This window comes from Arthrobacter sp. FW306-1B-F12A (assembly GCF_058781865.1).
In genome coordinates this window covers 111,146-133,070 of record NZ_JBYSXD010000006.1, presented here as the reverse complement: position 1 = coordinate 133,070, position 21,925 = coordinate 111,146, and the positions used below count along the sequence as shown (strand labels likewise).

The following is a 21,925-nucleotide window of genomic DNA, read 5'->3' as shown; positions in this document are numbered from 1 at the left end:
CGGGAGGAGAACCACATGATCATCGAAAAGATCCTCGGCAACCTGCACGAACTGCCGCAGGCCGAGGCCGCGGCGCTGGCCAAACTCCACAAAGAGAAGGTCGTGCTGCCGAGCGCCCAGCTGGTCAAACGCATCCAACGCGTCACCACGGACCACGGGAAGGAGCTCGGCATCCGCCTCCCCGCCGGATCCGGGGACCTGCGCGACGGCGACATCCTCGCCGTCGAGGAGGCGAACCTCATCGTGGTCTCCGTGCTGCCGAGCGACGTCCTGGTCATCGCCGCGCGCAGCATCTACGAAATGGGCGTAGTGGCGCACTCCCTCGGCAACAGGCACCTGCAGGCCCAGTTCTTCGACGGCGACTCCGAATACGGGGCCGAAGTCATGGTGTGCCAGTACGACCACACGGTCGAGGACTACCTCAAACACGTCGGCGTGCCTTACGACCGCCAGGAACGCGTAATGCCGGTGCCTTTTCGCCATGCTGAACACACGCACTGAGCCTGCTTCGGCTGCTGTTAACGTCACCTTCCGGGGGCACCAGTGAGCTCCTACCAGCTTGCCCTCCAGCAGTTGTGCGACTCCGCTCTTCCTACCGGGGCGTTTGCTCATTCTTTGGGGTTTGAGACGTACATCGACCGGGGGGTCGTGGCTGATGAGGGGAGTTTTGGGGTTTGGCTGTCTGCGTTTGTGGGGCAGCAGTTGACTTATTCCGATGGGCTGGCCATCCGGTTCCTTTATGAAGGGGTGGATTTGGGGGAGTTGGATGCTCATTTGAGTGCTCAGCTCTTGCCTCGGCAGTTGCGGGAGGCGAGTACCAAGATGGGCGGGCGGCTGATCGAGATCGGGAGCGAAGTCTTTCCCTCGGCCGAGCTGGAAGCTTATCGGGCTATGGTGACCACGGGCCGGGCCGCCGGCCATCAGCCGTTGGCGTTCGCCGTCGTCGCGCGCTCGCTGGGCGTGCCCTTCGAAGAAGCGCTGGCCGCGTACCTTTTCGCGACCGTCACCTCGCTGACCCAGAACGCCGTGCGCGCCATCCCGCTCGGCCAGAACTCCGGGCAGCGGCTGCTGCGCAAAGCGCACGACGACGTCGCTGCCGCCGTCGAACATGTCCGGCACCTCAGCTGGGACGACTTCGGAGCCGTCAGCCCCGGCCTGGAAATTTCGCAGATGCGGCACGAATGGCAACGTGCACGCATGTTCATGAGCTAGAACCATAGGAGGACACATGTCTGAACCCATCAAGATCGGTATCGGCGGCCCGGTAGGTGCCGGCAAAACGCAGCTCGTTGAGCGCCTGACCCGCCACATGAGCCGGGAAGTCTCCATGGCCGCCATCACCAACGACATCTACACGATCGAAGACGCCAAAATCCTCGCGGCCAACGGCATCCTTCCCGAAGACCGCATCATCGGCGTCGAAACCGGCGGCTGCCCGCACACCGCCATCCGCGAAGACACCTCCATGAACACGGCGGCCATCGAGGAACTCAAGAGACGCCACCCCGACCTGCAGGTCATCTTCGTCGAATCCGGCGGCGACAACCTCTCCGCCACGTTCAGCCCCGAACTCGTGGACTTCTCGATCTACATCATCGACGTCGCCCAGGGCGAGAAAATCCCCCGCAAAGCCGGCCAAGGCATGATCAAGTCGGACCTGTTCATCATCAACAAGACCGACCTCGCCCCATTCGTCGGCGCAGACCTGTCCGTCATGGAACGGGACTCCAAGGAATTCCGCGGCGACAAGCCCTTCTGCTTCACCAACCTGAAGACCGACGAAGGGCTGGACAAGGTCATCGCATGGATGCGGCACGATGTCCTGATGCTCGACCTGGCGCAATGAGCACGACGGCGGCTGCGGCTGAGGCGCTGGACCCGCTTGCTGGCGCTGCTTGCGGCGCTTCGCCGGATATAGAGGGCCGTGCCCGTCCCCAGCCGCTCCCAACTCTCGCAAGCTCGAGTCGGGGCCCTCGCGGCAGTGGGCCCATCGCGGTGCCCGCCACGCCGCGGCCCTCTATATCCGGCTCCGCTGCTGCTGTCGTCTCACCTCGGGGGCGCCTCGACCTCGTTGTCGCCCTTCGTGGTCAGCGGTCCGTGGCCGTGCAGCAGTTTCATCAGGGTGCCTTGCGGGTTATGAGGCCGCACTACTTGGATGGGTCTGGGCAGGTTTGTTATGTCGTGGTCAATCCGGGCGGGGCGTATTTGGGGGCGGATCTCTATGTTGTGGATGTGGAGGTCGAGGCTGGGGCTTCGCTGCTTTTGACGACGCAGTCGGCCACGAAGATCTATCGGACTCCGGGATCGTTTGCTGAGCAGCGGATGAACATCCGGCTGGGGGAGGGGGCGGAACTGGAGTTGGCGCCCGACCAGCTCATCGCCTACCGGGAGGCCAGCTATCGGCAGGATACGCACATCAGTGTGCATCCGACGTCGAGCCTCATCATGGCGGAAGTCATCACTCCGGGCTGGTCCCCGGACGGCGCTTCCTTCAAGTACCGGGAACTCCGGCTCCGGAACGAGATCCAGGTGGAGGGCGACGACGGCGCCGTGCTGCTTGCGCTCGACAACCTCCTGATCCGGCCACCCCTGGGGGATGTGACCGGAATGGGCTTCATGGAGGGGTACAGCCACCTGGGTTCGCTCGTTGTGGTGGATCCGCGGGTTGACCAGGCGCTCGCCGATGAACTGCACCGGCTGACGGCGGGGTACGAGGCGTACTCGGGCTTGTCGTTGAGCCGAACCCTTGCAGGCACGACGGGCCTGGTCCTGCGGTCCCTCTCGAACAGCACCGAGGAACTGAATCGATTGCTCGGTGCATGTACAGGCCTTCTGCGCGGACGCTGGTTCGGCAGGGCACCGCTGAATCTCAGGAAGTACTGATGACGTCACTCGCGGAACTCGCCTCGATGTACCGGTGGCGTGAGCATCTCCCGATGAAGTCCCGCCTCGCGTTCATGTTCGGCTCCGTCGTCCTCCTGCACCTTGCCGCCGTCGTACTCCTGTTGGTGGGTGGCGCCAGTGGCGGGCAGCCGCTGGCGCTGGGTCTCGTGCTGACGGCTTATGTGGCCGGTATCAAACACAGCTACGACTGGGACCACATCGCGGCGATCGACAATTCCACACGGAAATTCGTGGCACAGCGCAAGGACCCCGTGAGTGTCGGCTTTGCCTTCAGCCTGGGCCACAGCTCCGTGGTGATCCTGGCCGGTGTGATGGTGGTTGGGGGCGCCAGCCTTGTGGGCCAGCTCATGGAGGACGGCACCACCGGACACCTCGTGCTGGGGCTGATCGGCAGCGGCGTGTCCGGGATGTTCCTGCTGGCCATGGGTATCTTCAACGGGTCGGCGTTCCTCCGTACGATTCAGCTGTACCGCGCCGCCCAGGCCGGCGGCGCGATCGCCGTCGACGACCTCGAAACCAAAGGGTTCATCGCGCGGCTCTTGGCCAAGCCGCTATCCAAGGTCCAGCGTCCGCGGAACATCTACGTGATCGGGTTCTTGTTCGGGCTTGGATTCGACACCGCCACCACCATCGGGCTGCTGGTGCTCACGACGGCGGCGTCGCTCGCGGGCGTGTCTGTTCTTGCCCTCCTGGCGCTGCCGCTGGCCTTCACCGCGGCGATGACCCTTTGCGATTCCATCAACGGCGTGGCCATGATGCGGATGTACAAATCCGCCATCCACGATCCCCAGCGCAAGCTTGGATTCAACGCCATTATCACCGGTATCTCGGCCTTTTCGGCGCTCTTCATCTCGGTCATCACACTGGGCGGTTTCCTCAATGCGGCCTTTGGACTGAGCGATCCGGTCACCACGTGGCTGGGCGAAATAGACCTCGGTGACGCCGGGCTGGTGCTGATTGGGCTGTTCGCCGTCGTGTGGGTGGTTGCGGCCCTGCGGTTCCGGGCGGCGCGGCGCCGCTAGCCGGGCTGGAGCCACTGCAGAAGGCGATCCAACGGCCACGTCGTGATGATGCGATCGGCGGGTACCCCGTTGGCTTCCGCCCGCTCCGCACCGTACTGCAGGAAGTCGAGCTGGCCGGGGGCATGTGCGTCACTGTCGATGCTGAAGAGGCAGCCGGCGTCGAGGGCAATTTGAATCAATTCGTCCGGCGGGTCCTGGCGTTCGGGCCGCGAATTGATCTCGACGGCGACCCTGTGTTCCGCGCACGAGGCGAACACCTCTTCGGCGTCGAACTCCGATGGGGGTCGCGTTCCTCGCGATCCCTTCACCAAGCGGCCGGTGCAGTGCCCGAGGACGTTCGTGTGCGGGTTTTCGACGGCAGTGAGCATCCGCCGGGTCATGGGCCGTTTGTCCGACCTGAGCTTCGAGTGGACACTGGCCACTACAACGTCCAGTTGGTTCAGCAGTTCCGCGGACTGGTCCAGCTCTCCGTCTTCAAGGATGTCCACTTCGATGCCGGCCAATAGCCGAAAGCCCGACTCTTGCCCGCACCGTTCGTTGATTCCATCCACAACGGTGAGCTGCTCCATCAAGCGCTCGGGGCTGAGCCCGTTGGCGATAGTGAGGTTGGGGGAGTGATCGGTCAATGCTATATATTCCCGGCCGAGTATACGAGCCGCGTCGGCCATAACCTCAATCGGCGAGCCGCCGTCCGACCAGTTGCTGTGGCTATGCAGATCGCCCCGGAGCTCGGCGTTCAGCTCGTGTCCACCGTTGACCAAAGGTTCGGCGCCGCGACGGCGGAGGTTCTCAAGGTAGTCGGGAACAGCGCCGCCCAGGGCCTGGCTGATCACCTCGAAGGTCCGGCTGCCGATTCCCTTGGTCCGCTTGAGGCGGCCATCCTTGAGCCGGGCAGTCAGTTCCTCGTGGCTCAGTCCGGCGATGACTCCCGCAGCCCGGCGGAAGGCCTGGACCTTGAAGCTGTCCGCGAGTTCCCGTTCCAGCCAGAAGGCGGTTTCATTGAGCGCGTCGATGGCGTCCATGGCTCAATCATGTACCACGCCGCGCCCATACGTATGTGAGCGAGGGTTCGGATTTTGGTGGTTGTTTGTGAGCGAGGGTTCGGGATTTCTGACGCCCGCTCGGATATGCGGGTGTTTCGACCGACGCTCGCTCACGTATGCGGGTGTTTCGACCGACGCTCGCTCACGTATGCGGGTGTTTCGACCGACGCTCGCTCAGATCATGTGAGCGAGGGTTTCGGAATGGGGGCGTCATGCTGCCGGAATAAGTGGGACGGCCATCACCGCCCTGCAATAATCGGAACCAGTTGCCTCGCTTGAGTTGCACGCGGGGCGGTATGCACCTTCGGACGAATCACATCGCAGACGAGGCGGACATGACCAACACTCCCATCCAGCAGGCCACCGACACCACGGCGATTCCACCCGCTACCAACCCCGCCATTGACGAGGACCTGCTCCACCGGCTCGCGGATGCTCACGGCGTCGGGACGTCGTTCCATGGCTGGGATGGGCTGCAGCACGACGTTTCGCCCACCACGTTGATCCAGGTGCTTGGTGCCCTGGGGGTCGCCGCCCATTCCGACGAGCAGATCGAAGCGGCCCTTGCGGACGCGGAAGTGGCGCCGTGGCGGCGGATGCTGCCACCCGCCGTCGTCGTCCAACAAGGAACGACGGCGGCTGTGCACGTGCACGTCCGCGACGGTTCGCCGGCCCGCCTGACGATCTCGCTCGAGGACGGAACGGAACTTGCCGCCGTTCAACAGGAGGACTGGGCGCCGCCGCGCGACGTTGATGGAGTGCCCACAGGCCGTGCAACGTTTGAGGTTCCGGCCGGTTTGCCGCTCGGCTGGCATTCGCTCGCGGCCGAGTCCGACGGCGTGACGGCCACCGCCGCGCTCGCCGTGGTTCCAGCCACGTTGCAGACGGCGGCAGGGCTTGAGGAACGACGGGGCTGGGGACTCGCCACGCAACTGTACTCGGTACGCTCGAAGCGCTCATGGGGTATCGGGGATTTCGCGGACCTTGCCGATTTGGCATCGTTGGCCGGCGCGCGCGGGGCCGACTACGTCCTGGTGAACCCACTGCATGCCGCAGATCCGGTGCCTCCCATTCAAGCATCGCCGTACTCTCCCTCCACCAGGCGATTCTTCAACCCCCTCTACATCCGGGTCGAATCCATTCCCGAATTGGCATACGTCAAGCCTCGCAAGCGCGCCACGGTGGACCGGCTGTTGGACCACGTCCACGCGCTCAACAAGGACGCCGAACGGCTGGACCGGGACCAGATCTTTGCCGCGAAGCTCGCTGCCTTGGAACTCCTTCACACGGTCAAGCTCTCTCCGGCCCGGCAACGGGCCTTTGAGGAGTTCTGCCGCGAGTCCGGCCCCGGCCTGGACGATTTCGCCCTTTGGTGCGCGATCCGTGAAGACCGGTCGCCGGACGACCCCTTCTGGCAGGACCCCGCGGCCACCCTCGGTTCGCCCAAGGTCGAGTCGATGCGCCAGGCTTTGGCCGACCGGATCGGTTTCCACCGCTGGCTTCAGTGGATCTGCGATGAGCAACTCGAGTCGGCCCAGGTCGCGGCGAAGCGATCCGGCATGCGGTTGGGAGTAGTGCACGATCTCGCCGTCGGGGCGGACTTGAGCAGCGCCGACGCCTGGACCCTGCGCAGCAGCTTCGCACCGGGCGTCAGCGTGGGCGCACCGCCGGACATGTACAACCAGCTGGGCCAGAACTGGAACCAGCCGCCGTGGCACCCGGTCCGTTTGGCAGAGGCGGGCTACGCGCCCTTGCGCGCGATGCTCTCCACCGTCCTTCGCCATGCCGGCGGAATCCGCGTGGACCACATCCTGGGGCTGTTCCGCCTGTGGTGGGTGCCCGCCGGCAACTCGGCCCGCGACGGCGCCTATGTCCGCTACGACCACGAGGCCCTCATCGGCATCCTCGCTTTGGAAGCGCATCGCGCGGGTGCCGTGGTCATCGGCGAAGACCTGGGCGTCTTCGAGCCGTGGGTGCGGGACTACCTTGCCGCCCGCGGCATCCTGGGCACCTCGATCCTCTGGTTCGAGTACGACGGCGACTCGCCGCTCCCGCCCGAACGCTACCGAACGCAGGCCCTCGCCAGCGTCAACACCCACGACCTCCCGCCGACTGCGGGGTACCTCGCCGGCGATCACGTGGAACTCCGCAGCCAACTGGGTTTGCTTGAACGGAGCGTGGCCGAGGAACGGGCCGAGCACGAGGCCAGCCTGGACAAGATGATGGGGTTGCTCCGGGAACGCGGCCTGCTGCCGGCCGACGGAAAGGTGCTTGGCGAGGAACAGGTCATTGAGGCGCTCCATCGCTTGCTGGCCCTCGCGCCATCGGTCCTGCTCGGCGTTGCGTTGGTGGATGCCGTGGGGGAGCGGCGTGTGCAGAACCAACCGGGAACGACGTCGGAGGTCTACCCCAATTGGCAAGTACCGCTGGCCGACGACCACGGCCGCGCGGTGCTGATCGATGACCTTGACGCGAACCCGCGGTTCAACTCCCTGCTGGCGGCAGTGGACGAGGCTGTGCGGGGATAGGCAACGCATCGAGACGTGAGTTCTCGCCTCTTTGGCCTTCCCCACGGCGCTCGCTCACCTTTGGGCCTTTTCCCTCGAACGCTCGCTCACCTTGGTGAGCGAGCGTTCCCGATTTTGGCCGCATTTGTGAGCGAGCGTCGCTGTTTTGGCCCGTCAGGGGGCGATGACCAAAACGGTAGGGGAACCCACGTCCACCTGCTCGAGGACATCCCCCGGTATACCCGTGGCAGGGTTCAGTGCAAAGGTTGTGACTTGGTTGGAACGCTCGTGCGCCACATGGAGCCAGCCGTCGCGGACCAGGTGATGGCGGGGCCAGTCTCCCCCGCTGGGCACGTCAGCCACGGGCCGGAGCCGGGTTCCGCTGCCTTCGACAGCCAATACCGAGATCCGGTTGGAACCGCGGATGCCCGTGTAGACGAAGCGATGGTCCGGGGAAAGCGCGATTTCCGCTGCCGCGTCGCCGTCGGCGGCTCCACCGGCTGTCGCAGGGCCGCGACGGTGGAGCGCAAAGCGGCCGTCCGCGCCCGGCAGGAGCACCACCACTTCGATGGAGTACTCGGTCACCACGAAGACTGCGTCGACGGAGGGGTGCTGGACCAAGTGTCGCGGGCCGCTGCCCATCGGGAGCGCGACTTCGTGGTCCTTGAGGAGGCCGGTGTCGGGGAAGTAATTCCACACCCGTAAGAGGTCGAAGCCGAGGTCGGTGGTCATGATCCGGCCGTCCTCGAGCATGAGGCTTGCATGGGCACGGCTCACCCGGGGTCCGCCCGTGGCGATGTCGATGCCGCCTTCGACGCCGGCGTGCGGGTCTTTCGCCGGCGGTGCGGCAAAGCGCGAGGTGATGCCGCCGTCGTCGTCGAGCCCGTACATCAGCACGTTGCCGTCGCCCCAACAGTTGACCACGATGAAACGTGCGGAAGGGTCGACGGCGACGTGGCAGGCCGCGGCCCCGGCTGGCCAGGCCTCGCCGAGCGGCTCGAGGCCGAAAAGCCCGGTCCGCCGATACGCCCGGACCGTCTGCGCGGCCTCGGCCACTGCATAGACCACCGGCAGCGTGGGATGAACGGCAAGGAACGACGGCGACGGCGCTTCGACGGCGGTGCCCAGCCAACTCAGACTGCCATCTTCGCGCGCGGCGACTGCCCCAATGCCCCATCCGTTCCCGTCGCTGTCCGCGGTGTACGCGCCCGTCCAGATGAGCGTTCCGTCGATGTTCTCTGCCATGCCGTCCTCAGTGTTGGTGAGTGAAACCTGTATCAGTGTCCCTGTACGTCAGAGTCGACACCGGCATCGGCGCCCGCGTCCAAAGTGGCGATCGCGGACAGGTCGTCATGATCCAAAGCGAAGCCGAAAACGTCCAGGTTTTCCTTCATGCGCGCGGGGTTGGCGGACTTCGGGATGGCGACGAGCCCCTCCTGGACGTGCCAGCGCAACACCACCTGACCGGGAGTCTTTCCGTGTTTCTTCCCGATGGCCGCCAGCACCGGGGCATTCAGGAGATCGCGGCCGGCCCCCAACGGACTGTACGATTCCGTGGCGATGCCATGGTTGCCGTTGAAGGCACGCTCATCGATCCGGGTGATGGACGGCGAAATCTGGATTTGGTTGACGGCCGGCACCACCGAGGTTTCCTCGAGGAGCCGCTCAAGGTGCGAGGGCTTGAAGTTGGACACGCCGATCGAACGCACCTTCCCCTCAGCCTGGAGCCGCTCGAAAGTCTCCCAAGTGGATACGAATTCATTCCGTTGGGGGAGCGGCCAATGGATCAACAAGAGGTCCACATAGTCCAGCCCGAGGCGCTTGAGGGATCCTTCAAGGCCCTCGACGGCGCGATCGCGGCCCTGGTGGGTGCCGTCCAGTTTGGTGGTGATGAACAGTTCCTCCCGCGGGACCCCGCAGTCCCGCACGCCTTGCCCGACGCCTGCCTCGTTACCGTAGCGGTACGCCGTGTCGACGTGCCGGTAGCCAAGCTCGACGGCGGACACCACCGCCGTGGCGACCTGGGCGTCGTCGAGGGGCCAGGTTCCGAGGCCGATCTGCGGAATGGCATTACCGTCGTTGAGCCTGACAGTCGGAGCAAGTGCCATGGTCCTGTCCTTTCAGTTGCTAGATCGGCCTCCGTGCCCATTGGACCAGTTGATCGCTGAGTTTCATGAAGTCCTGGTCCACGTGCTTGATGCCTGGATGTTCATCATGCCACCGGACGATCTCCCGTGCGCCTGCCGCGAACGGAATTTCTGCCCGATACCAGGGCACCAGCGTTTTGATCTTGGTGTTGTCGAAGACCACGGAGTGGGACCTGTCCCCGAGAAGCCCAGGGCCAAGCTCCGGGGAGTGCGCTGCAATGGTGTCCGAGGCGATGTGCACCAGCTCGGGTTCCGGCACCCCTGCCGCTGTGGCGAAGAGCCGGTATACCTGGTCCCACGGGAGTGCTTCGTCCGAGGTGATGGTGTAGCTTTCACCCACAGCCTGCGGCCGGCCGAGGAGGCCGACGAAAGCGACTGCAAAATCATCCGCGTGCGTGAGGGTCCACAGCGAGGTACCGTCGCCGTGGACTATCACGGGCAGGCCTTCCCGCATCCGATGGATGTCCGTCCAGCCGCCCAGGAGGGCGATCCGCGTGCGGTCGTAGGTGTGCGAAGGCCGGACGATGGTCACGGGGAATCCTTCGTCGCGGTAGGCGCGGACGAGAAAGTCCTCGCACGCGATCTTGTCCTGGGAGTACTTCCAGAACGGGTTCCTGAGCGGGGTCGATTCGAGGATCGGCAAGTGTGCGGGCGGCTTCTGGTAGGCCGAGGCCGAACTGATGAACACGTACTGCCCGGTCCGGCCGCGGAACAGCTCCACCGCTGCGGACACATGCTCCGGCGTGAAAGAGATGAAGTCCGCGACGACGTCGAACTCGCGGCCGTTCAGCACCTCCGCCACCTCGGCGGGGTTGCGGATATCCGCCTGCAGCAATTCCGTGCCCGGAGGGGCCGGCCTTTCCGAGCTCACTCCGCGATTGAGCACGGTGAGCCGATGACCCAGCGCGACGGCGCGCTCCGCCGCCGCCGCGCTGATGGTCCCGGTCCCGCCGATGAACAGCAGGCGCAACGGTGCCGACGTCACCACGCGTAGTCTTCCGGCGCGGTCCGGTGGCCCGGGAAGATGTCGTCGAGCCGCTTGAGGGCATCGGCGTCGAGGGTGACATCCAAAGCCCTGATGGCGGCGTCCAACTGCTCCTGCGTGCGCGGACCCACGATCGGCGCGGTTACAGCCGGCTGGTGGAGCAACCAGGCCAAGCCAACGTCGCCGGGCTCGTAGCCAAGGTCGTCGGCGAGGTCCTCGTACTGGCGGATCTGGTCTTCATGCTTCTTCAGGGTTTCGGCCGCGCGGCCCTCAAGGCGACGGACGCCGTCGCGCTCTTTCTTCAGCACCCCGCCCAAAAGCCCGCCGTGAAGCGGCGACCACGGGATGAGGCCGAGGCCGTACTGCTGGGCCGCCGGGATGACTTCCAGTTCGACGTTGCGGGTGAGCAGGTTGTAGATGGACTGCTCGCTCACGAGTCCGTTGTAGTTGCGCCGCGCAGCAGTCTCCTGGGCCTGGGCGATGTGCCAGCCAGCGAAGTTGCTGCTTCCGGAATACAGGATCTTGCCCTGCTGGACGGCAACCTCGATGGCCTGCCAGATCTCGTCCCACGGCGTGTTCCGGTCCACGTGGTGGAACTGGTAGACGTCGATGTAGTCGGTCTGCAGGCGCTTGAGGCTGGCGTCCAAGGCGCGCCGGATGTTGAGGGCGGAGAGCTTGGACTCGTTGGGGCGGTCAGTCATGGTTCCGTAGAGCTTGGTGGCCAGGACGACGCGCTCGCGGCGCTCGCCGCCCTTGGCGAACCAGCGGCCCAGGATTTCCTCGGTCCAGCCTCGGTTGTCGTGGCCGCCGTAGACGTTGGCGGTGTCGAAGAAGTTGATGCCCGAGTCCAGTGCGGAATCCATGATGGAGTGCGCTGCGGATTCCTCTGTCTGCGGGCCGAAGTTCATTGTTCCGAGGCACAAGCGGGAGACGCTGAGCCCTGAGCGGCCCAAGTGGGTGTACTGCATGGTTTTGGGTTCCTTACGCTGGTGGTTTCTACATTTGGCTGAAGGACGCGACGGCGGGATCGGCGCCGAGGCGCGTACCGGCGTCGAGCGCGCTGATGGCTGCCAGTTCGTCCGGGGTGAGCTGCAGCGCTGCCGCCGCGAGGTTCTGGCGGATCCGCTCGGGGTGGACGGACTTGGGGATGACGATGTTGCCGGTTCCGAGGTGCCACGCCAGCACGATCTGTGCGGGGGTGACACCGTGCGTTTCGGCAAGTTCGGCGACCGTTGGCGACGCCAGATCCGCTCCTTGCCCCAGCGGGCTATACGCCTCTACGGCGATTCCGTGCGAGCGGCTCTTCGCCGCCAGTTCCCGCTGTTGGAAGGTCGGGTGCAGTTCGATCTGGTTGACGGCGGGAACGACGTCGGCGAACTCGAGGAGGGTGTCGAGATGATCCTGCAGGAAGTTGGAGACGCCGATTGCCCTGGTGCCGCCGTCGGCATGGATCCTTTCGAGTGCCTTCCACGCATCCACGAACAAGCCTTGAGACGGGACAGGCCAGTGGATCAGGTAGAGATCGATGACGTCGAGGCCGAGTTCGCGGCAGCTGTTGTTGAATGCCGCCGCCGCCCGTCCCTGTTCGCCGTTGCGGAGTTTGGTGGTGATGAAGAGTTCTTCCCGGGCGATGCCGGAAGCCTTGATTGCGGCGCCGACACCGGATTCGTTCCGGTAGGCCGCGGCAGTGTCGATGTGCCGGTAACCGGCCTCCAGAGCGTCCTCCACGGCCTTCTGGGTCTCGGCAGGCGGGACCTGGAAGACGCCGAAGCCGAGCTGGGGGATGGTGACCGAGTTGTTCAGGACGAGCCCGGGAACGGTTGAATTCTGAGCGTTGGACATGTCTTGCCCTTTCGTCACTGGTGGGTGGATTGCCTGACTGGCTTTTTCGAGCCTATGCACTTTCGGCACAACAATCAGTAGTTTTGACGCCCCCTGTTTTTCCTAGGACTCGGAGTCCTACCTTGGCCGTAGAAACAAGCCCTGAGGGAAGGAAGAATAGGCACATGGGTCAAAGTGCCGAGTTCGGAAAGTTCCTCAAAGCCATGCGTGCCCGGATGTCGCCCGAGGACGCCGGTTTGCCGGAAGCGTCCGGCGCGCGCCGCGTTCCAGGACTGCGCAGGGAAGAGATTGCCCGCTTGGCCGATGTCAGCACGGACTACTACACCCGCCTCGAACAGGGCCGCCATATCCATCCTTCGCGGGCGGTCCTCGAATCGGTGTCGCGGGCTCTTCGCTTGGACTCAAGCGAGCACACCCACATGATGGACCTGCTTGAGCACTGCGCGTCGACTGCCAAGGCGCCGACTCCCGCACCACGGGTGCGGCCGGCCTTGCGCCAACTTCTGGACGCCGTGGGCGACGTTCCGGCGCTCCTGCTTGGCCGGCGCAGCGACGTGCTCGGAGCCAATCGCATGGCGGTCTTGCTGTTTGCCGACTTCCCGTCCATGCCTCCCGCCGAGCGGAACCTCACTCGCTGGCTGATCCTGGACCCGCAGGCACGCGAACTGTTCCGGGACTGGAAGACGGTTGCCGCGGAAGCCGCCGGCTCCCTGCGTGCGGATACCGGGCGGCACCCCGACGATCCCCAAGCGAACCAACTCGTGGGCGAACTCGCCGTGAACAGCGAACATTTCCGCCAATGGTGGGCAGGGCATCGAGTGGCCGCGCGCTCGGCCGGCACGGTCCGCTTGCACCACCCCACGGTGGGGGACGTGGAACTGAACTTCGAGAATTTGGCCCTGCCGGAGGACCCGGACCAGGTCCTGCGGGTCTATTCAGCGAAGGCGGGTTCGCCGTCGGACGATGCCTTGAAGTTGCTGGGCAGCTTTGGTGCGGGAACGGCGTTTGGTGCCGGAACGACGTTTGCTGCCGGAACGGCGCCGGGCGCGGAGTTGTCCGAGCGTCATGCGATGGACGAGAGCTGAGGGAGTTTCAGCCAAAAGTGCTCTACGTCACTGTGCGGCTGCATAGTGAATCAGCGTGATTCTGTCTATGTGCCCATTGGGCGGCTTTTGAATCGCGTTTACGCTGAATCCAGACCTTTTCGCATATCAAGGATGGAATTCAACGATGAAACGCATCGCGCTGCTGAGGGAACGGGCAACCACCGCCGGGTCCGCGGGATCCACGGGCTCGCATTGCCCGGCATCCGGTCAGTGGAGCCCCGAAAGTGAACCCCACGTGGTGCACACGTTCTTCGAAGGCCACGTCTTCCCGGCCCATAACGGTGCGGCAACGGTCTGGCACCGCCATTACCTGGTAGCCGAGTCCCGATGAGTCCCGAAACCTTGGGCGCGTGGGGACCAAGCCACTTCACGACGTCGGCGCAACGGCCCGCCGGAGCGGCACTTCGCTTGCCGCCGTCGAAATGGTCGGAGCTCAGCCGCGGCGAAACCGTCTGGATCCACGAGGACAAATGGGGCTTCGACGCCGGCCTTGTGGACGAAGTTTCGTCGGACCACGAATTCCTGTGGATCGAATTTGCCGGCCGTGGCCGGCGACTCCTCTGTGGCGGTGACCCCGTCCAAGTCTGGACCCGCGGGTGAGTCCAGCCTCGCAACTGATGGCCGCGGATTTCCTTGACCTCGAACCAGTCGAGGTTCCGGAGGGTCTGGCTCGCGGCCGCAATCCCGTTCCTGATGGCGGCGTCGACGCCCTCGGACGAAGTTCCAACAATTTCGGAAACGCTATATGTGTGGTCAGCCATTCTTGCTCCTCATGATCGTCCTTGATGCCTGAACTGCTGGCCTGGCAGGCCGTGAAAGCAGACTAGCCGACGCAGGGCCGGCGGACTAGGGGTCTGGTCCCCTCCGACCCTCGCTCACATATACGGCCCTTTCGGCGGACGCTCGCTCACCTGTACCGCCCTTTCGCCCGACGCTCGCTCACCTATGACGCCAAACGGCGGAACGCTCGCTCACTGATGTGGCCAGGATCATCGGCAGCAAAACTGTGGGTGAGATGGCAGTGGCAGCAGCGTGCAACGCCTCCTCATTTCCCCCGTACCCCCAGAGCGCGAAAAAGGTGGAAATTCCATGCTCAGCGGCTCCCGCGACGTCATAACTTCTGTCGCCGACCATTGCCGGGTTGGAGATATCGATGCCCAGGGAGGCAAGGCGGAGCAGCGCTTCACCGATGACTTCCGCCTTGGTCGCCCGTCTTTCAACGTCCGATGCCCCGCATATGGTGATGAAGTTGCTTTCGATTCCAAAGCGTCGTGCGAGTCGTAGTGCTTGATCTTCCACTTTGGACGTGGCAACAGCCATGGGGATACCGGCTGAGCGTAGTTGCTCCAGCAGTTCTATGACTCCTTCGTAGAGGCTCGATTGCTCAGCGCCGTGATCCGCGTATGCCTTGCGATAGTGTTGGAGGGCTCTCTGGGCTGTCGCTTCGTCAATCCCGGAGACTGCCCTGAACGATTCGACCATCGGTGGCCCGACAAACCTGAGTAGTTCGTCCGGCCTCGGGACCGGCGCTCCCACGGATTCCAAAGCCCGGGCAGCACTTGAGGTAACACCTGGGGCAGAGTCGATAAGTGTTCCGTCCATGTCGAACAGGACGCAGGTGATGGCGCCGAACGTTGGATGGCTGTGATGCGGAAGTATCATCTTTTCTGGAGCTTTCGGTTGTGGATCGGGTTCTGCTTGGGTTGTGCACAGGGATTTACTTTTTGAAGGGTGGGCATGGACCGCGTGAGTCTCGATCACATAGACCAGAGGATCCTTGCGGAGCTCACCAAGAACGCACGCATTAGTCATGCCGAACTGGCGAGCAAAGTCCTGCTTTCAAGGAATGCTGTGCGCCAGCGCGTCGACCGGATGGAACGGCAAGGATACATCCAGGGATATACGCTGGTTGCTGGCCTACCCGGGCAAGGGTCCGTCTCGGCTTTCCTTATGGTCTACCGGAAGGACCGGGTGCGTGGTTCGGATGTCATCGCTGTTTTGCGGTCCATTCCGGAAGTGGTTTTGTGCGACGTCGTCAGCGGGGACTTTGATCTTCTCGTGAGGCTTGAAGCCCGGTCCTTGGAGAGAATCCAAGAGATCTGGGAGCAGATCGCCGCACTTCCGGGCGTCACGGATACCGTGACGGCCATGACGCTTTCCAGTCTCATCCGGCGTGGCGCAGTGCCGACCGCGTGAGGAGTTGGCGATCAGACCGCTGATATGCGGGTACCCCTGACCGGAAGCGCAGCTGATTCAAGCATCGATTGAGCGGTGGCACGGTCCAGGAGGTTCTTGCCGGTAACGACGTCGAGAACGGGTGATCCGTCCCGCAGGGCTTCCTTGGCGACCGCCGCCGCGGCCGCGTAGCCGATGGCCGGAACCAGTGCCGTTGCAAGGCCCACCGAAGCTGCCGTCTGGCGGGCGAGGCGGTCGGTGTTCGCTTCGATGCCTTCCATGCAGTGTGTGCGGAGAACGCGAGCTCCTTGTTTGAGCCATGAAACGGCTTGAAGCAGGACGTGAGCGATGACAGGTTCGAAGGCATTGAGTTGGAGTTGGCCATTGTCTGCAGCCATCGTTACCGCGGTGTCCGCTCCGGCAACCGCGAAAGCGATCTGATTCATGGTCTCGGGGATGACAGGGTTCACCTTTCCGGGCATGATGGACGACCCCGCTTGACGGGGAGGCAAGGTGATCTCGCCAAAGCCATTCTGCGGTCCGCTGGACAGCAATCGGAGGTCACTGCTGATCTTGGATAGCTTGATTGCGGTCCGTTTGAGCATGCCCGACACGTGCATGAAAACTCCGACGTCGGACGTCGCCTCAACCAGATCGTTGGCAGGAAGGACGTCGACGCCGGAAACTTCGGAGAGTGCCCGCAGCACCAGTTGCTGATAACCCGGTTCGGCGGTAATGCCGGTGCCGATGGCGGTGGCCCCCAAGCTGCATTCGCGCATCAGATCGGTGGACTCCAGGAGCCGGGAGCGATCTTCCTCCAACGTGGCGGCAAAGGCATTGAACTCCTGCCCCAGGGTCATCGGGACAGCATCCTGAAGCTGGGTCCTACCCATCTTCACGACATCGGCAAATTCGGCACCCTTGTTTCTGGCGGTTTCGGCAAGCTTGCCCAATTCCTGGTTGAGTTCCGCGATGGCGAAAATGAGGGCCAGCTTGATGGCGGTTGGATAAGCGTCATTGGTGGATTGGCAACGATTGACATGGTCGATGGGGTGCAGGTGCTGGTAGTCGCCGAGGCGCTGGCCTAGTTTTTCCAGCCCGAGGTTCGCGATCACTTCATTCGCGTTCATATTCGTGCTGGTGCCGGCCCCTCCTTGGATGACGTCAACGCAGAACTGTTCGAGGTGATGCCCTTCCTGGATTTCCCGGCACGATTCGCGGATTGCTGCCGCCTGCCGGGGCGAGAGCACCCCAAGTTCGCAGTTGGCCTGCGCCGCGGCGTTCTTGATCATTGCCAGGGAGCGTACCAAGTGCGGATGCCTGGAGATCGGAATGCCGCTGATGGTGAAGTTTTCCAATGCCCGGGCAGTGTGTGCTCCCCAGTAGGCGTTGGCGGGTACGGGAATGTTCCCGAGCGAATCGGTCTCGATGCGGCTGGTCACGGCTCTATATCCCACGGTTCTTGATGCAGACGACTTTGGGCTGGGTCATCTCTTCGTAAGCAAAATGGACACCTTCCCTGCCGAGGCTTCCGTATTTGGAACCCCCGAACGGCATGCCGTCGAACCGATAGTCCGAGGAATCATTGATCATGACTCCGCCTGCGTCGATCCGGCGCGCGGCGTCCATGGCGTTGCTCAGGGAGTCCGTGAAAATGCCGGCGTGAAGGCTGAATTCGATGGCATTTGCTACTTCAATGGCTTCTTCGAACGTATTGAAAGCATGCAGCATGACAACAGGCCCGAACACTTCTTCCCTCCACAGCCTGCTGTCCGCCGGGACCGCTTCCAGCACAGTCGGCTCAAGCACATTGCCTACCGTCACGTTGCCTGCGAGAAGTGCAGCGCCGTCATGGATGGACTCATCGAGCTTGGCTTTGAGTTCGTCTAACGCAGCGGGGCTGATCATCGGCCCGACGTCCGTCCGCTCATCCGACGGATCTCCGGATACCAATCGGGCTGTCGCTTCCAGGAAGCGCTGGCGGAAATCGGCGTACAACGGTGTGGCTACAAGGATTCGCTGCACCCCCACGCAGTTCTGGCCAGCGGCCCAGAACGCTCCGGAGACGCAAGATTCCACGGCGTCGTCAATGTCAGCATCGCTCAGGACGATGACAGGTGCGTTTCCGCCCAGGTCCATGGAAAGCTTCTTCAGGCCGGCGGCGCGGGCAATGCTTTCCCCAGTGGAGAACCCGCCGGTAAAGGACACCATTCTCACATCCCGGGACCGGATGATGGTTTCGGCTACCTCCCGATCCCCGTGAACAACAGTCAGGACTTCAGGCGAAAGCCCAGCATCCACGAGGGCGTCCGCGAGGAGTTGGGCCGACAGGGGAGTCAGGGCGGAGGGCTTGAGGACCACTGCGTTGCCTCCGGCAATGGCCGGACCGATCTTGTGCGCCACGAGATTGAGGGGGTCGTTGAAGGGCGTGATCGCTGCAATGATGCCAAGCGGTTCGCGCGAGTACCATCCGGTCCGGTCTTCCGAGCCCTCGTATGAGTCAAAGGGAATGACCTCTCCGGCGTTCCGGCGCGCTTCGGCCGCGGACAGGCGAAGGGTATTGACGGCTCGCAATACTTCCTTTCGGGCCTGGCGGATGGTCTTGCCTGACTCGGCAACAATGGTCCGGGCGAACTCTTCGCTTCGCCGTTCGATGTCGGTGGCAGCAGTGTCGAGGATTTTCCCCCGGGTGTTGCGGGACAGCGCCCGTGCTTTTCGCGCGCCGGCCCGGGCCACTTCGAGCACGGCGTCGGCGGCACAAGCGTCGGTCAGGGGGACCGTGCCGACGATCCTGCCATCGTAGGGGCTCGTCACTTCACGGAATCGTGGCAGCGCCATTTCCGTGGCGCAGAGTGTGGACTCAGACATGTGCGGCCGCCCCTGTCTTTGCTGAGTGGATGGCGATGATGTCTGAGAGCAAGGCGTAGGCGGTCTCCACGCGACCTGCTCCAGGTCCCGATACGGTAACCGGGCCAAGTAGATCGGTATCGAAGGAGACGGCGTTCGTAGCGCCCGAAACGCCGGCAAGTCCGTGGTCAAGGGGCACCGCGACCGGGGCTACACCTGCGGTGACGGTCCCGTCAGGATTCCGCCGTGCCGAACCGACGAGCTTCCAGCGGCGTCCGTTCCGGGATGCCGTTCGGACATCTTCCGCCGTGACCGTCGAGATCCCTTGCCGCCGGACGTCCTTGAGTTCGATGCCGGCGTCAAGCAGTTCGTTGGCGAGGATGAGGACCTTGAGCTGGACATCGTAGCCCTCGATGTCTGCTGCTGGGTTCGCCTCGGCGTAACCGAGTTCCTGTGCCTCGCTGACGGCAGCTTCGAAGTCCAGGCCGGCTTCCATCCGACCGAGCACGTAATTGCTGGTTCCGTTGAGAATGCCTTCGAAACCATTCAACCGGAGTCCTGAAAACATCTTCTTCGCCAAACGGATCACCGGCGTGCCACTCATGACGGCTCCTTCGTATTCGAAATAGACGCCATTTTGCGCGGCCAGGGAATTCAGTTCGGCCCCACGGAGGGCAACCGGTCCTTTGTTCGTGGTGCAGACGCTCTTGCCCGATTCGAGGGCCCACCGCACATGGGAGACCGCAGGTTCGCCGTCGTCGGGGTTTGTGAAGGTGGCTTCGCAGATGATGTCTGCTGTGCACGAGCGGATGACCGACTCATTGTTGGTGTCCGCGGATCCCCCGTGTTCGGCGAAGGTTTCGCTCCCGCCGCCAAGGCCCAGGGCCATGGAGAGGTCGATACCATCAGGCTGGACCAGGGATCCGAGGCGAAGGTCGGTGATTGCCACGACCCGGAGGCCAAAGCCCAGCCCGGAACGAAGTGCCTCATTGCGTGTTGCGATCAGTTCGGCCAGGGTCCTGTTGACGCCGCCAAAGCCGATCAGGGCAATGTCATAGGTGGTCATGCTGCTCCTTCAGTCAGTTACATCGGTCCTCCAATATTGACCGGATTCCATGTCAGCCAGGGCATGTGATTCCGGCCGAAGAATAGGGCGAATCGACCATCCGCATGGCGATTCGACATCAGCGCCCGCAAGTAACATGCGTGCAACATGTGCATGCCCAAATGTTTTTAATGACCAATTCGACTACGCTGTGTTATCTTCATCACCATCCCCTTGCGCAACTCCGGCAATCCGGATCACCCCTCGACCCCCGAGGTATCACGCGCATTCTTCGCACCGATTCGACCACCAACCTGACCACCGACCCCGGAGGCACCATGGAATCCTCATTACCCGTCGCGCTAGAACCACAGCTCTCATCCCCTCCGTCGTCTGAATCCGGGCTACGCCGGTCCATGGGGCCCAGGCACCTCGTCATGATCGCCATGGGCGGGGTGATCGGCTCCGGACTTTTCTTGAGTTCCGGCTACACGATCTCCCAGGCCGGACCGCTCGGCGCGGTCATCGCCTACCTGATTGGCTCCTTCGTGGTCTACCTGGTAATGGCATGCCTTGGCGAACTTGCCATCGCGTACCCAGTCTCGGGAGCCTTCCACATCTACGCATCGCGGTCGATCGGACCAGCCACGGGATTCACCACGGCGTGGCTCTACTGGCTTTGCTGGGCCGTGGCCATCGGCTCGGAATTCACAGCGGCCGGCCTCCTCATGCAGCGATGGTTTCCAAACATCGACGTGTGGGTCTGGTGTGTCATCTTTGCCGCCGTTCTTTTCGGCCTCAACGCCGTCTCTTCGCGGTTCTTCGGAGAGTCGGAGTTCTGGTTCGCGATCATCAAGGTCGGAGCCATCATCGTCCTGATCGTGCTCGGGGGTGCCGCACTATTTGGTTTCCACCCATTGAGCGAGACCGGCAACCATCCCTTCCTCCTCGAGAACTTCAACACCACCGGGGGTCTCTTCCCCAACGGATTCACTGGCGTTCTGGTCACCGCGCTTGCAGTGTTCTATGCCTTCTCCGGTTCCGAGCTCATCGGCGTAGCGGCAGGCGAAACCGCGGATCCTGCCAAGAGCATTCCGAAGGCCATGCGCAGTACCGTCGTCCGCTTGCTGATCTTCTTCGTCGGGGCCATCGCGGTCATCGCCGCCACCATCCCGTTTGATCAGGTCGGCCTGGACCAGAGCCCGTTCGTGACGGTCTTTTCCTCCATCGGCATCCCGTTTGCCGCCGACGCCATGAATTTCGTCATCATCACCGCGCTCCTTTCCGCCGGCAACAGCGGTCTCTTCTCGTGCGCCCGCATGCTGTACTCTCTCTCGGACGAAGGACATGCCCCTCGCGTGTTGCGAAAGCTGACCCGCCGCGGCATCCCTATGGTTGCGCTCTCCGTGAGCATGGTGGGTGGCCTGGCATCGCTCATCAGCAGCGTGGTTGCGCCCGAGACGGTGTACTTGGCCCTTGTGTCCGTCGCAGGGTTCGCCGTCGTCGGCGTGTGGATGTCCATCGCCGCATCGCATTTCTTCCACAGGCGGACTTTCGTCAAGAATGGCGGCGACGTCGCCGCCCTTCCCTATAAGGCCCCGCTGTTTCCCCTAGTTCCGATCCTGGCGTTCTCGCTCTGCTTTATTTCGTTGATCGGTATCGCGTTTGACCCGAACCAGGTAGCCGCCCTCTACTTCGGGGTCCCCTTCGTAGGAGCCTGCTACGCCTTGTTCTATCTCAAGTACGGACGCAAGGCGCGCACGGCCGCGCCGTCTTTGCTGGATCGCTGACCATCGTTCACCCAGCTCTCGGCCGGGGACTGCTGTCCCTGGCCGAGGGCTGTCCGACGGATCGTCAGCCATCCGAGGCTTCAGCTGGCCGGGATCATGACCCACTCCCCCAAAGATGACAACCGCCATATCGATAGCTATCCTGCCCGCACCAAAGTCGGGTATGGCCTCGCCCACACGCTGGACCGGGACTCAAAGTTGGCAGCGGTGACCGCAGGATACGGCGACGGCTACCGCCGCGCGCTGGCCCGTGGAGGCCATGTGCTCGTCCGTGGCCGGCGTGTCGCCATCGTCGACCTTGTTTCGATGAATTCCATGGTTGTTGACGCAACCGACATCGCTGACGCCTCTCCGGGCGACGAAGTTGTGCTGTTCGGAAAGCAAGGAGCCGAAGAAATCACCGTTGAGGAGATGGAGACGGCGAACTCGGCAATCCTCGCCGATCTCTACACCGCGTGGGCAAGAGGAAGCCGCGTTCCGGTCAACGGGGACGTGTGAGAATAGGGCCTGAT

Annotated in this window: 22 protein-coding genes and 1 pseudogene; 12 read left to right on the top strand and 11 right to left on the bottom strand. The window is 63.4% G+C overall.

The window, feature by feature from the left end; all coding sequences use genetic code 11:
• Nucleotides 1-15 precede the first annotated feature (15 nt).
• From ureE to AC3WJU_RS05320, 5 genes are read left to right on the top strand one after another with little or no spacing between them, the layout of a single operon-like run.
• Nucleotides 16-501: an urease accessory protein UreE gene (gene ureE, locus AC3WJU_RS05340; RefSeq protein WP_306964211.1), complete on the top strand. Its 486-nt coding sequence runs from the start codon at nt 16-18 to the stop codon at nt 499-501.
• Nucleotides 502-543: 42 nt separating this feature from the next.
• Nucleotides 544-1,212: an urease accessory protein UreF gene (locus tag AC3WJU_RS05335; protein WP_492259330.1), complete on the top strand. Its 669-nt coding sequence runs from the start codon at nt 544-546 to the stop codon at nt 1,210-1,212.
• 16 nt (nt 1,213-1,228) lie between these two features.
• Nucleotides 1,229-1,846: an urease accessory protein UreG gene (gene ureG, locus AC3WJU_RS05330; RefSeq protein ID WP_492259329.1), complete on the top strand. Its 618-nt coding sequence runs from the start codon at nt 1,229-1,231 to the stop codon at nt 1,844-1,846.
• Entirely contained in the window at nt 1,843-2,883 is a 1,041-nt protein-coding gene (locus tag AC3WJU_RS05325; RefSeq protein WP_492259328.1) for an urease accessory protein UreD, read from the top strand. The genes ureG and AC3WJU_RS05325 overlap by 4 nt, the downstream gene beginning before the upstream one ends.
• Nucleotides 2,883-3,926, top strand: a complete 1,044-nt coding sequence (locus tag AC3WJU_RS05320) for a HoxN/HupN/NixA family nickel/cobalt transporter (protein ID WP_059388361.1) — start codon at nt 2,883-2,885, stop codon at nt 3,924-3,926. The genes AC3WJU_RS05325 and AC3WJU_RS05320 overlap by 1 nt, the downstream gene beginning before the upstream one ends.
• On the opposite strand, the gene AC3WJU_RS05315 is transcribed toward AC3WJU_RS05320, so the two are convergent.
• The gene (locus tag AC3WJU_RS05315) at nt 3,923-4,948 is read right to left on the bottom strand and encodes a PHP domain-containing protein (RefSeq protein ID WP_492259327.1); all 1,026 of its coding nucleotides are present in this window, start codon (nt 4,946-4,948) and stop codon (nt 3,923-3,925) included. The two genes, AC3WJU_RS05320 and AC3WJU_RS05315, sit on opposite strands and share 4 nt — an antisense overlap.
• A gap of 356 nt (nt 4,949-5,304) precedes the next feature.
• Between AC3WJU_RS05315 and malQ the strand changes: the two genes are divergently transcribed.
• A complete protein-coding gene (malQ, locus tag AC3WJU_RS05310; RefSeq protein ID WP_492259326.1) occupies nt 5,305-7,497 on the top strand; it encodes a 4-alpha-glucanotransferase in 2,193 nt (730 codons plus the stop codon).
• A 153-nt stretch (nt 7,498-7,650) separates the two neighbouring features.
• On the opposite strand, the gene AC3WJU_RS05305 is transcribed toward malQ, so the two are convergent.
• Genes AC3WJU_RS05305 through AC3WJU_RS05285 form a run of 5 tightly spaced genes read right to left on the bottom strand, consistent with a single transcriptional unit; the run spans nt 7,651 to nt 12,450 of the window.
• Nucleotides 7,651-8,721 carry a lactonase family protein gene (locus tag AC3WJU_RS05305; protein WP_492259325.1) on the bottom strand — a complete coding sequence of 357 codons (1,071 nt, stop codon included), beginning with the start codon at nt 8,719-8,721 and terminating at the stop codon, nt 7,651-7,653.
• Between the two features lie 32 nt (nt 8,722-8,753).
• Nucleotides 8,754-9,584: an aldo/keto reductase gene (locus tag AC3WJU_RS05300; RefSeq protein ID WP_059388362.1), complete on the bottom strand. Its 831-nt coding sequence runs from the start codon at nt 9,582-9,584 to the stop codon at nt 8,754-8,756.
• A 19-nt stretch (nt 9,585-9,603) separates the two neighbouring features.
• On the bottom strand, nt 9,604-10,608 hold the full coding sequence (locus tag AC3WJU_RS05295; protein ID WP_307053826.1) for an SDR family oxidoreductase: 1,005 nt from the start codon (nt 10,606-10,608) through the stop codon (nt 9,604-9,606).
• Entirely contained in the window at nt 10,605-11,576 is a 972-nt protein-coding gene (locus tag AC3WJU_RS05290) for an aldo/keto reductase (RefSeq protein WP_284990833.1), read from the bottom strand. The genes AC3WJU_RS05295 and AC3WJU_RS05290 overlap by 4 nt, the downstream gene beginning before the upstream one ends.
• Nucleotides 11,577-11,604: 28 nt before the next feature.
• On the bottom strand, nt 11,605-12,450 hold the full coding sequence (locus AC3WJU_RS05285; RefSeq protein WP_492259324.1) for an aldo/keto reductase: 846 nt from the start codon (nt 12,448-12,450) through the stop codon (nt 11,605-11,607).
• Nucleotides 12,451-12,614: 164 nt separating this feature from the next.
• Here AC3WJU_RS05285 and AC3WJU_RS05280 point away from each other — a divergent pair, with 164 nt between their 5' ends.
• From AC3WJU_RS05280 to AC3WJU_RS05270, 3 genes are all read left to right on the top strand, one after another.
• A complete protein-coding gene (locus AC3WJU_RS05280; RefSeq protein ID WP_284990830.1) occupies nt 12,615-13,535 on the top strand; it encodes a helix-turn-helix transcriptional regulator in 921 nt (306 codons plus the stop codon).
• A gap of 145 nt (nt 13,536-13,680) precedes the next feature.
• Nucleotides 13,681-13,887 carry a hypothetical protein gene (locus AC3WJU_RS05275; RefSeq protein WP_492259323.1) on the top strand — a complete coding sequence of 69 codons (207 nt, stop codon included), beginning with the start codon at nt 13,681-13,683 and terminating at the stop codon, nt 13,885-13,887.
• Nucleotides 13,884-14,156, top strand: a complete 273-nt coding sequence (locus AC3WJU_RS05270; RefSeq protein ID WP_059388368.1) for a hypothetical protein — start codon at nt 13,884-13,886, stop codon at nt 14,154-14,156. The genes AC3WJU_RS05275 and AC3WJU_RS05270 overlap by 4 nt, the downstream gene beginning before the upstream one ends.
• 5 nt (nt 14,157-14,161) lie before the next feature.
• Here AC3WJU_RS05270 and AC3WJU_RS05265 read toward each other — a convergent pair.
• A pseudogene (locus tag AC3WJU_RS05265) lies at nt 14,162-14,317 on the bottom strand (dodecin); the annotation flags it as partial.
• A 178-nt stretch (nt 14,318-14,495) separates the two neighbouring features.
• Nucleotides 14,496-15,218 (bottom strand): HAD hydrolase-like protein, encoded by a 723-nt coding sequence (locus AC3WJU_RS05260; protein ID WP_492259322.1) that lies wholly within the window; start codon nt 15,216-15,218, stop codon nt 14,496-14,498.
• A gap of 75 nt (nt 15,219-15,293) precedes the next feature.
• Here AC3WJU_RS05260 and AC3WJU_RS05255 point away from each other — a divergent pair, with 75 nt between their 5' ends.
• Nucleotides 15,294-15,752: an Lrp/AsnC family transcriptional regulator gene (locus AC3WJU_RS05255; RefSeq protein ID WP_059388371.1), complete on the top strand. Its 459-nt coding sequence runs from the start codon at nt 15,294-15,296 to the stop codon at nt 15,750-15,752.
• Nucleotides 15,753-15,763: 11 nt separating this feature from the next.
• Here AC3WJU_RS05255 and AC3WJU_RS05250 read toward each other — a convergent pair whose 3' ends face one another.
• From AC3WJU_RS05250 to AC3WJU_RS05240, 3 genes are read right to left on the bottom strand one after another with little or no spacing between them, the layout of a single operon-like run.
• Nucleotides 15,764-17,173 (bottom strand): aspartate ammonia-lyase, encoded by a 1,410-nt coding sequence (locus AC3WJU_RS05250; RefSeq protein WP_059388372.1) that lies wholly within the window; start codon nt 17,171-17,173, stop codon nt 15,764-15,766.
• A 4-nt stretch (nt 17,174-17,177) separates the two neighbouring features.
• Nucleotides 17,178-18,599, bottom strand: coding sequence for an aldehyde dehydrogenase family protein (locus AC3WJU_RS05245; protein ID WP_492259321.1), 1,422 nt, complete (start codon nt 18,597-18,599; stop codon nt 17,178-17,180).
• The gene (locus AC3WJU_RS05240; protein ID WP_059388374.1) at nt 18,592-19,644 is read right to left on the bottom strand and encodes a homoserine dehydrogenase; all 1,053 of its coding nucleotides are present in this window, start codon (nt 19,642-19,644) and stop codon (nt 18,592-18,594) included. The genes AC3WJU_RS05245 and AC3WJU_RS05240 overlap by 8 nt, the downstream gene beginning before the upstream one ends.
• A 317-nt stretch (nt 19,645-19,961) precedes the next feature.
• Here AC3WJU_RS05240 and AC3WJU_RS05235 point away from each other — a divergent pair, with 317 nt between their 5' ends.
• Together AC3WJU_RS05235 and AC3WJU_RS05230 are read left to right on the top strand one after the other, a co-directional pair.
• Complete coding sequence (locus AC3WJU_RS05235; protein ID WP_492259320.1) at nt 19,962-21,413, top strand: amino acid permease; 1,452 nt, start codon at nt 19,962-19,964, stop codon at nt 21,411-21,413.
• Between the two features lie 96 nt (nt 21,414-21,509).
• Nucleotides 21,510-21,911, top strand: coding sequence for an alanine racemase C-terminal domain-containing protein (locus AC3WJU_RS05230; protein WP_492259319.1), 402 nt, complete (start codon nt 21,510-21,512; stop codon nt 21,909-21,911).
• The last annotated feature ends 14 nt before the right edge of the window (nt 21,912-21,925 follow it).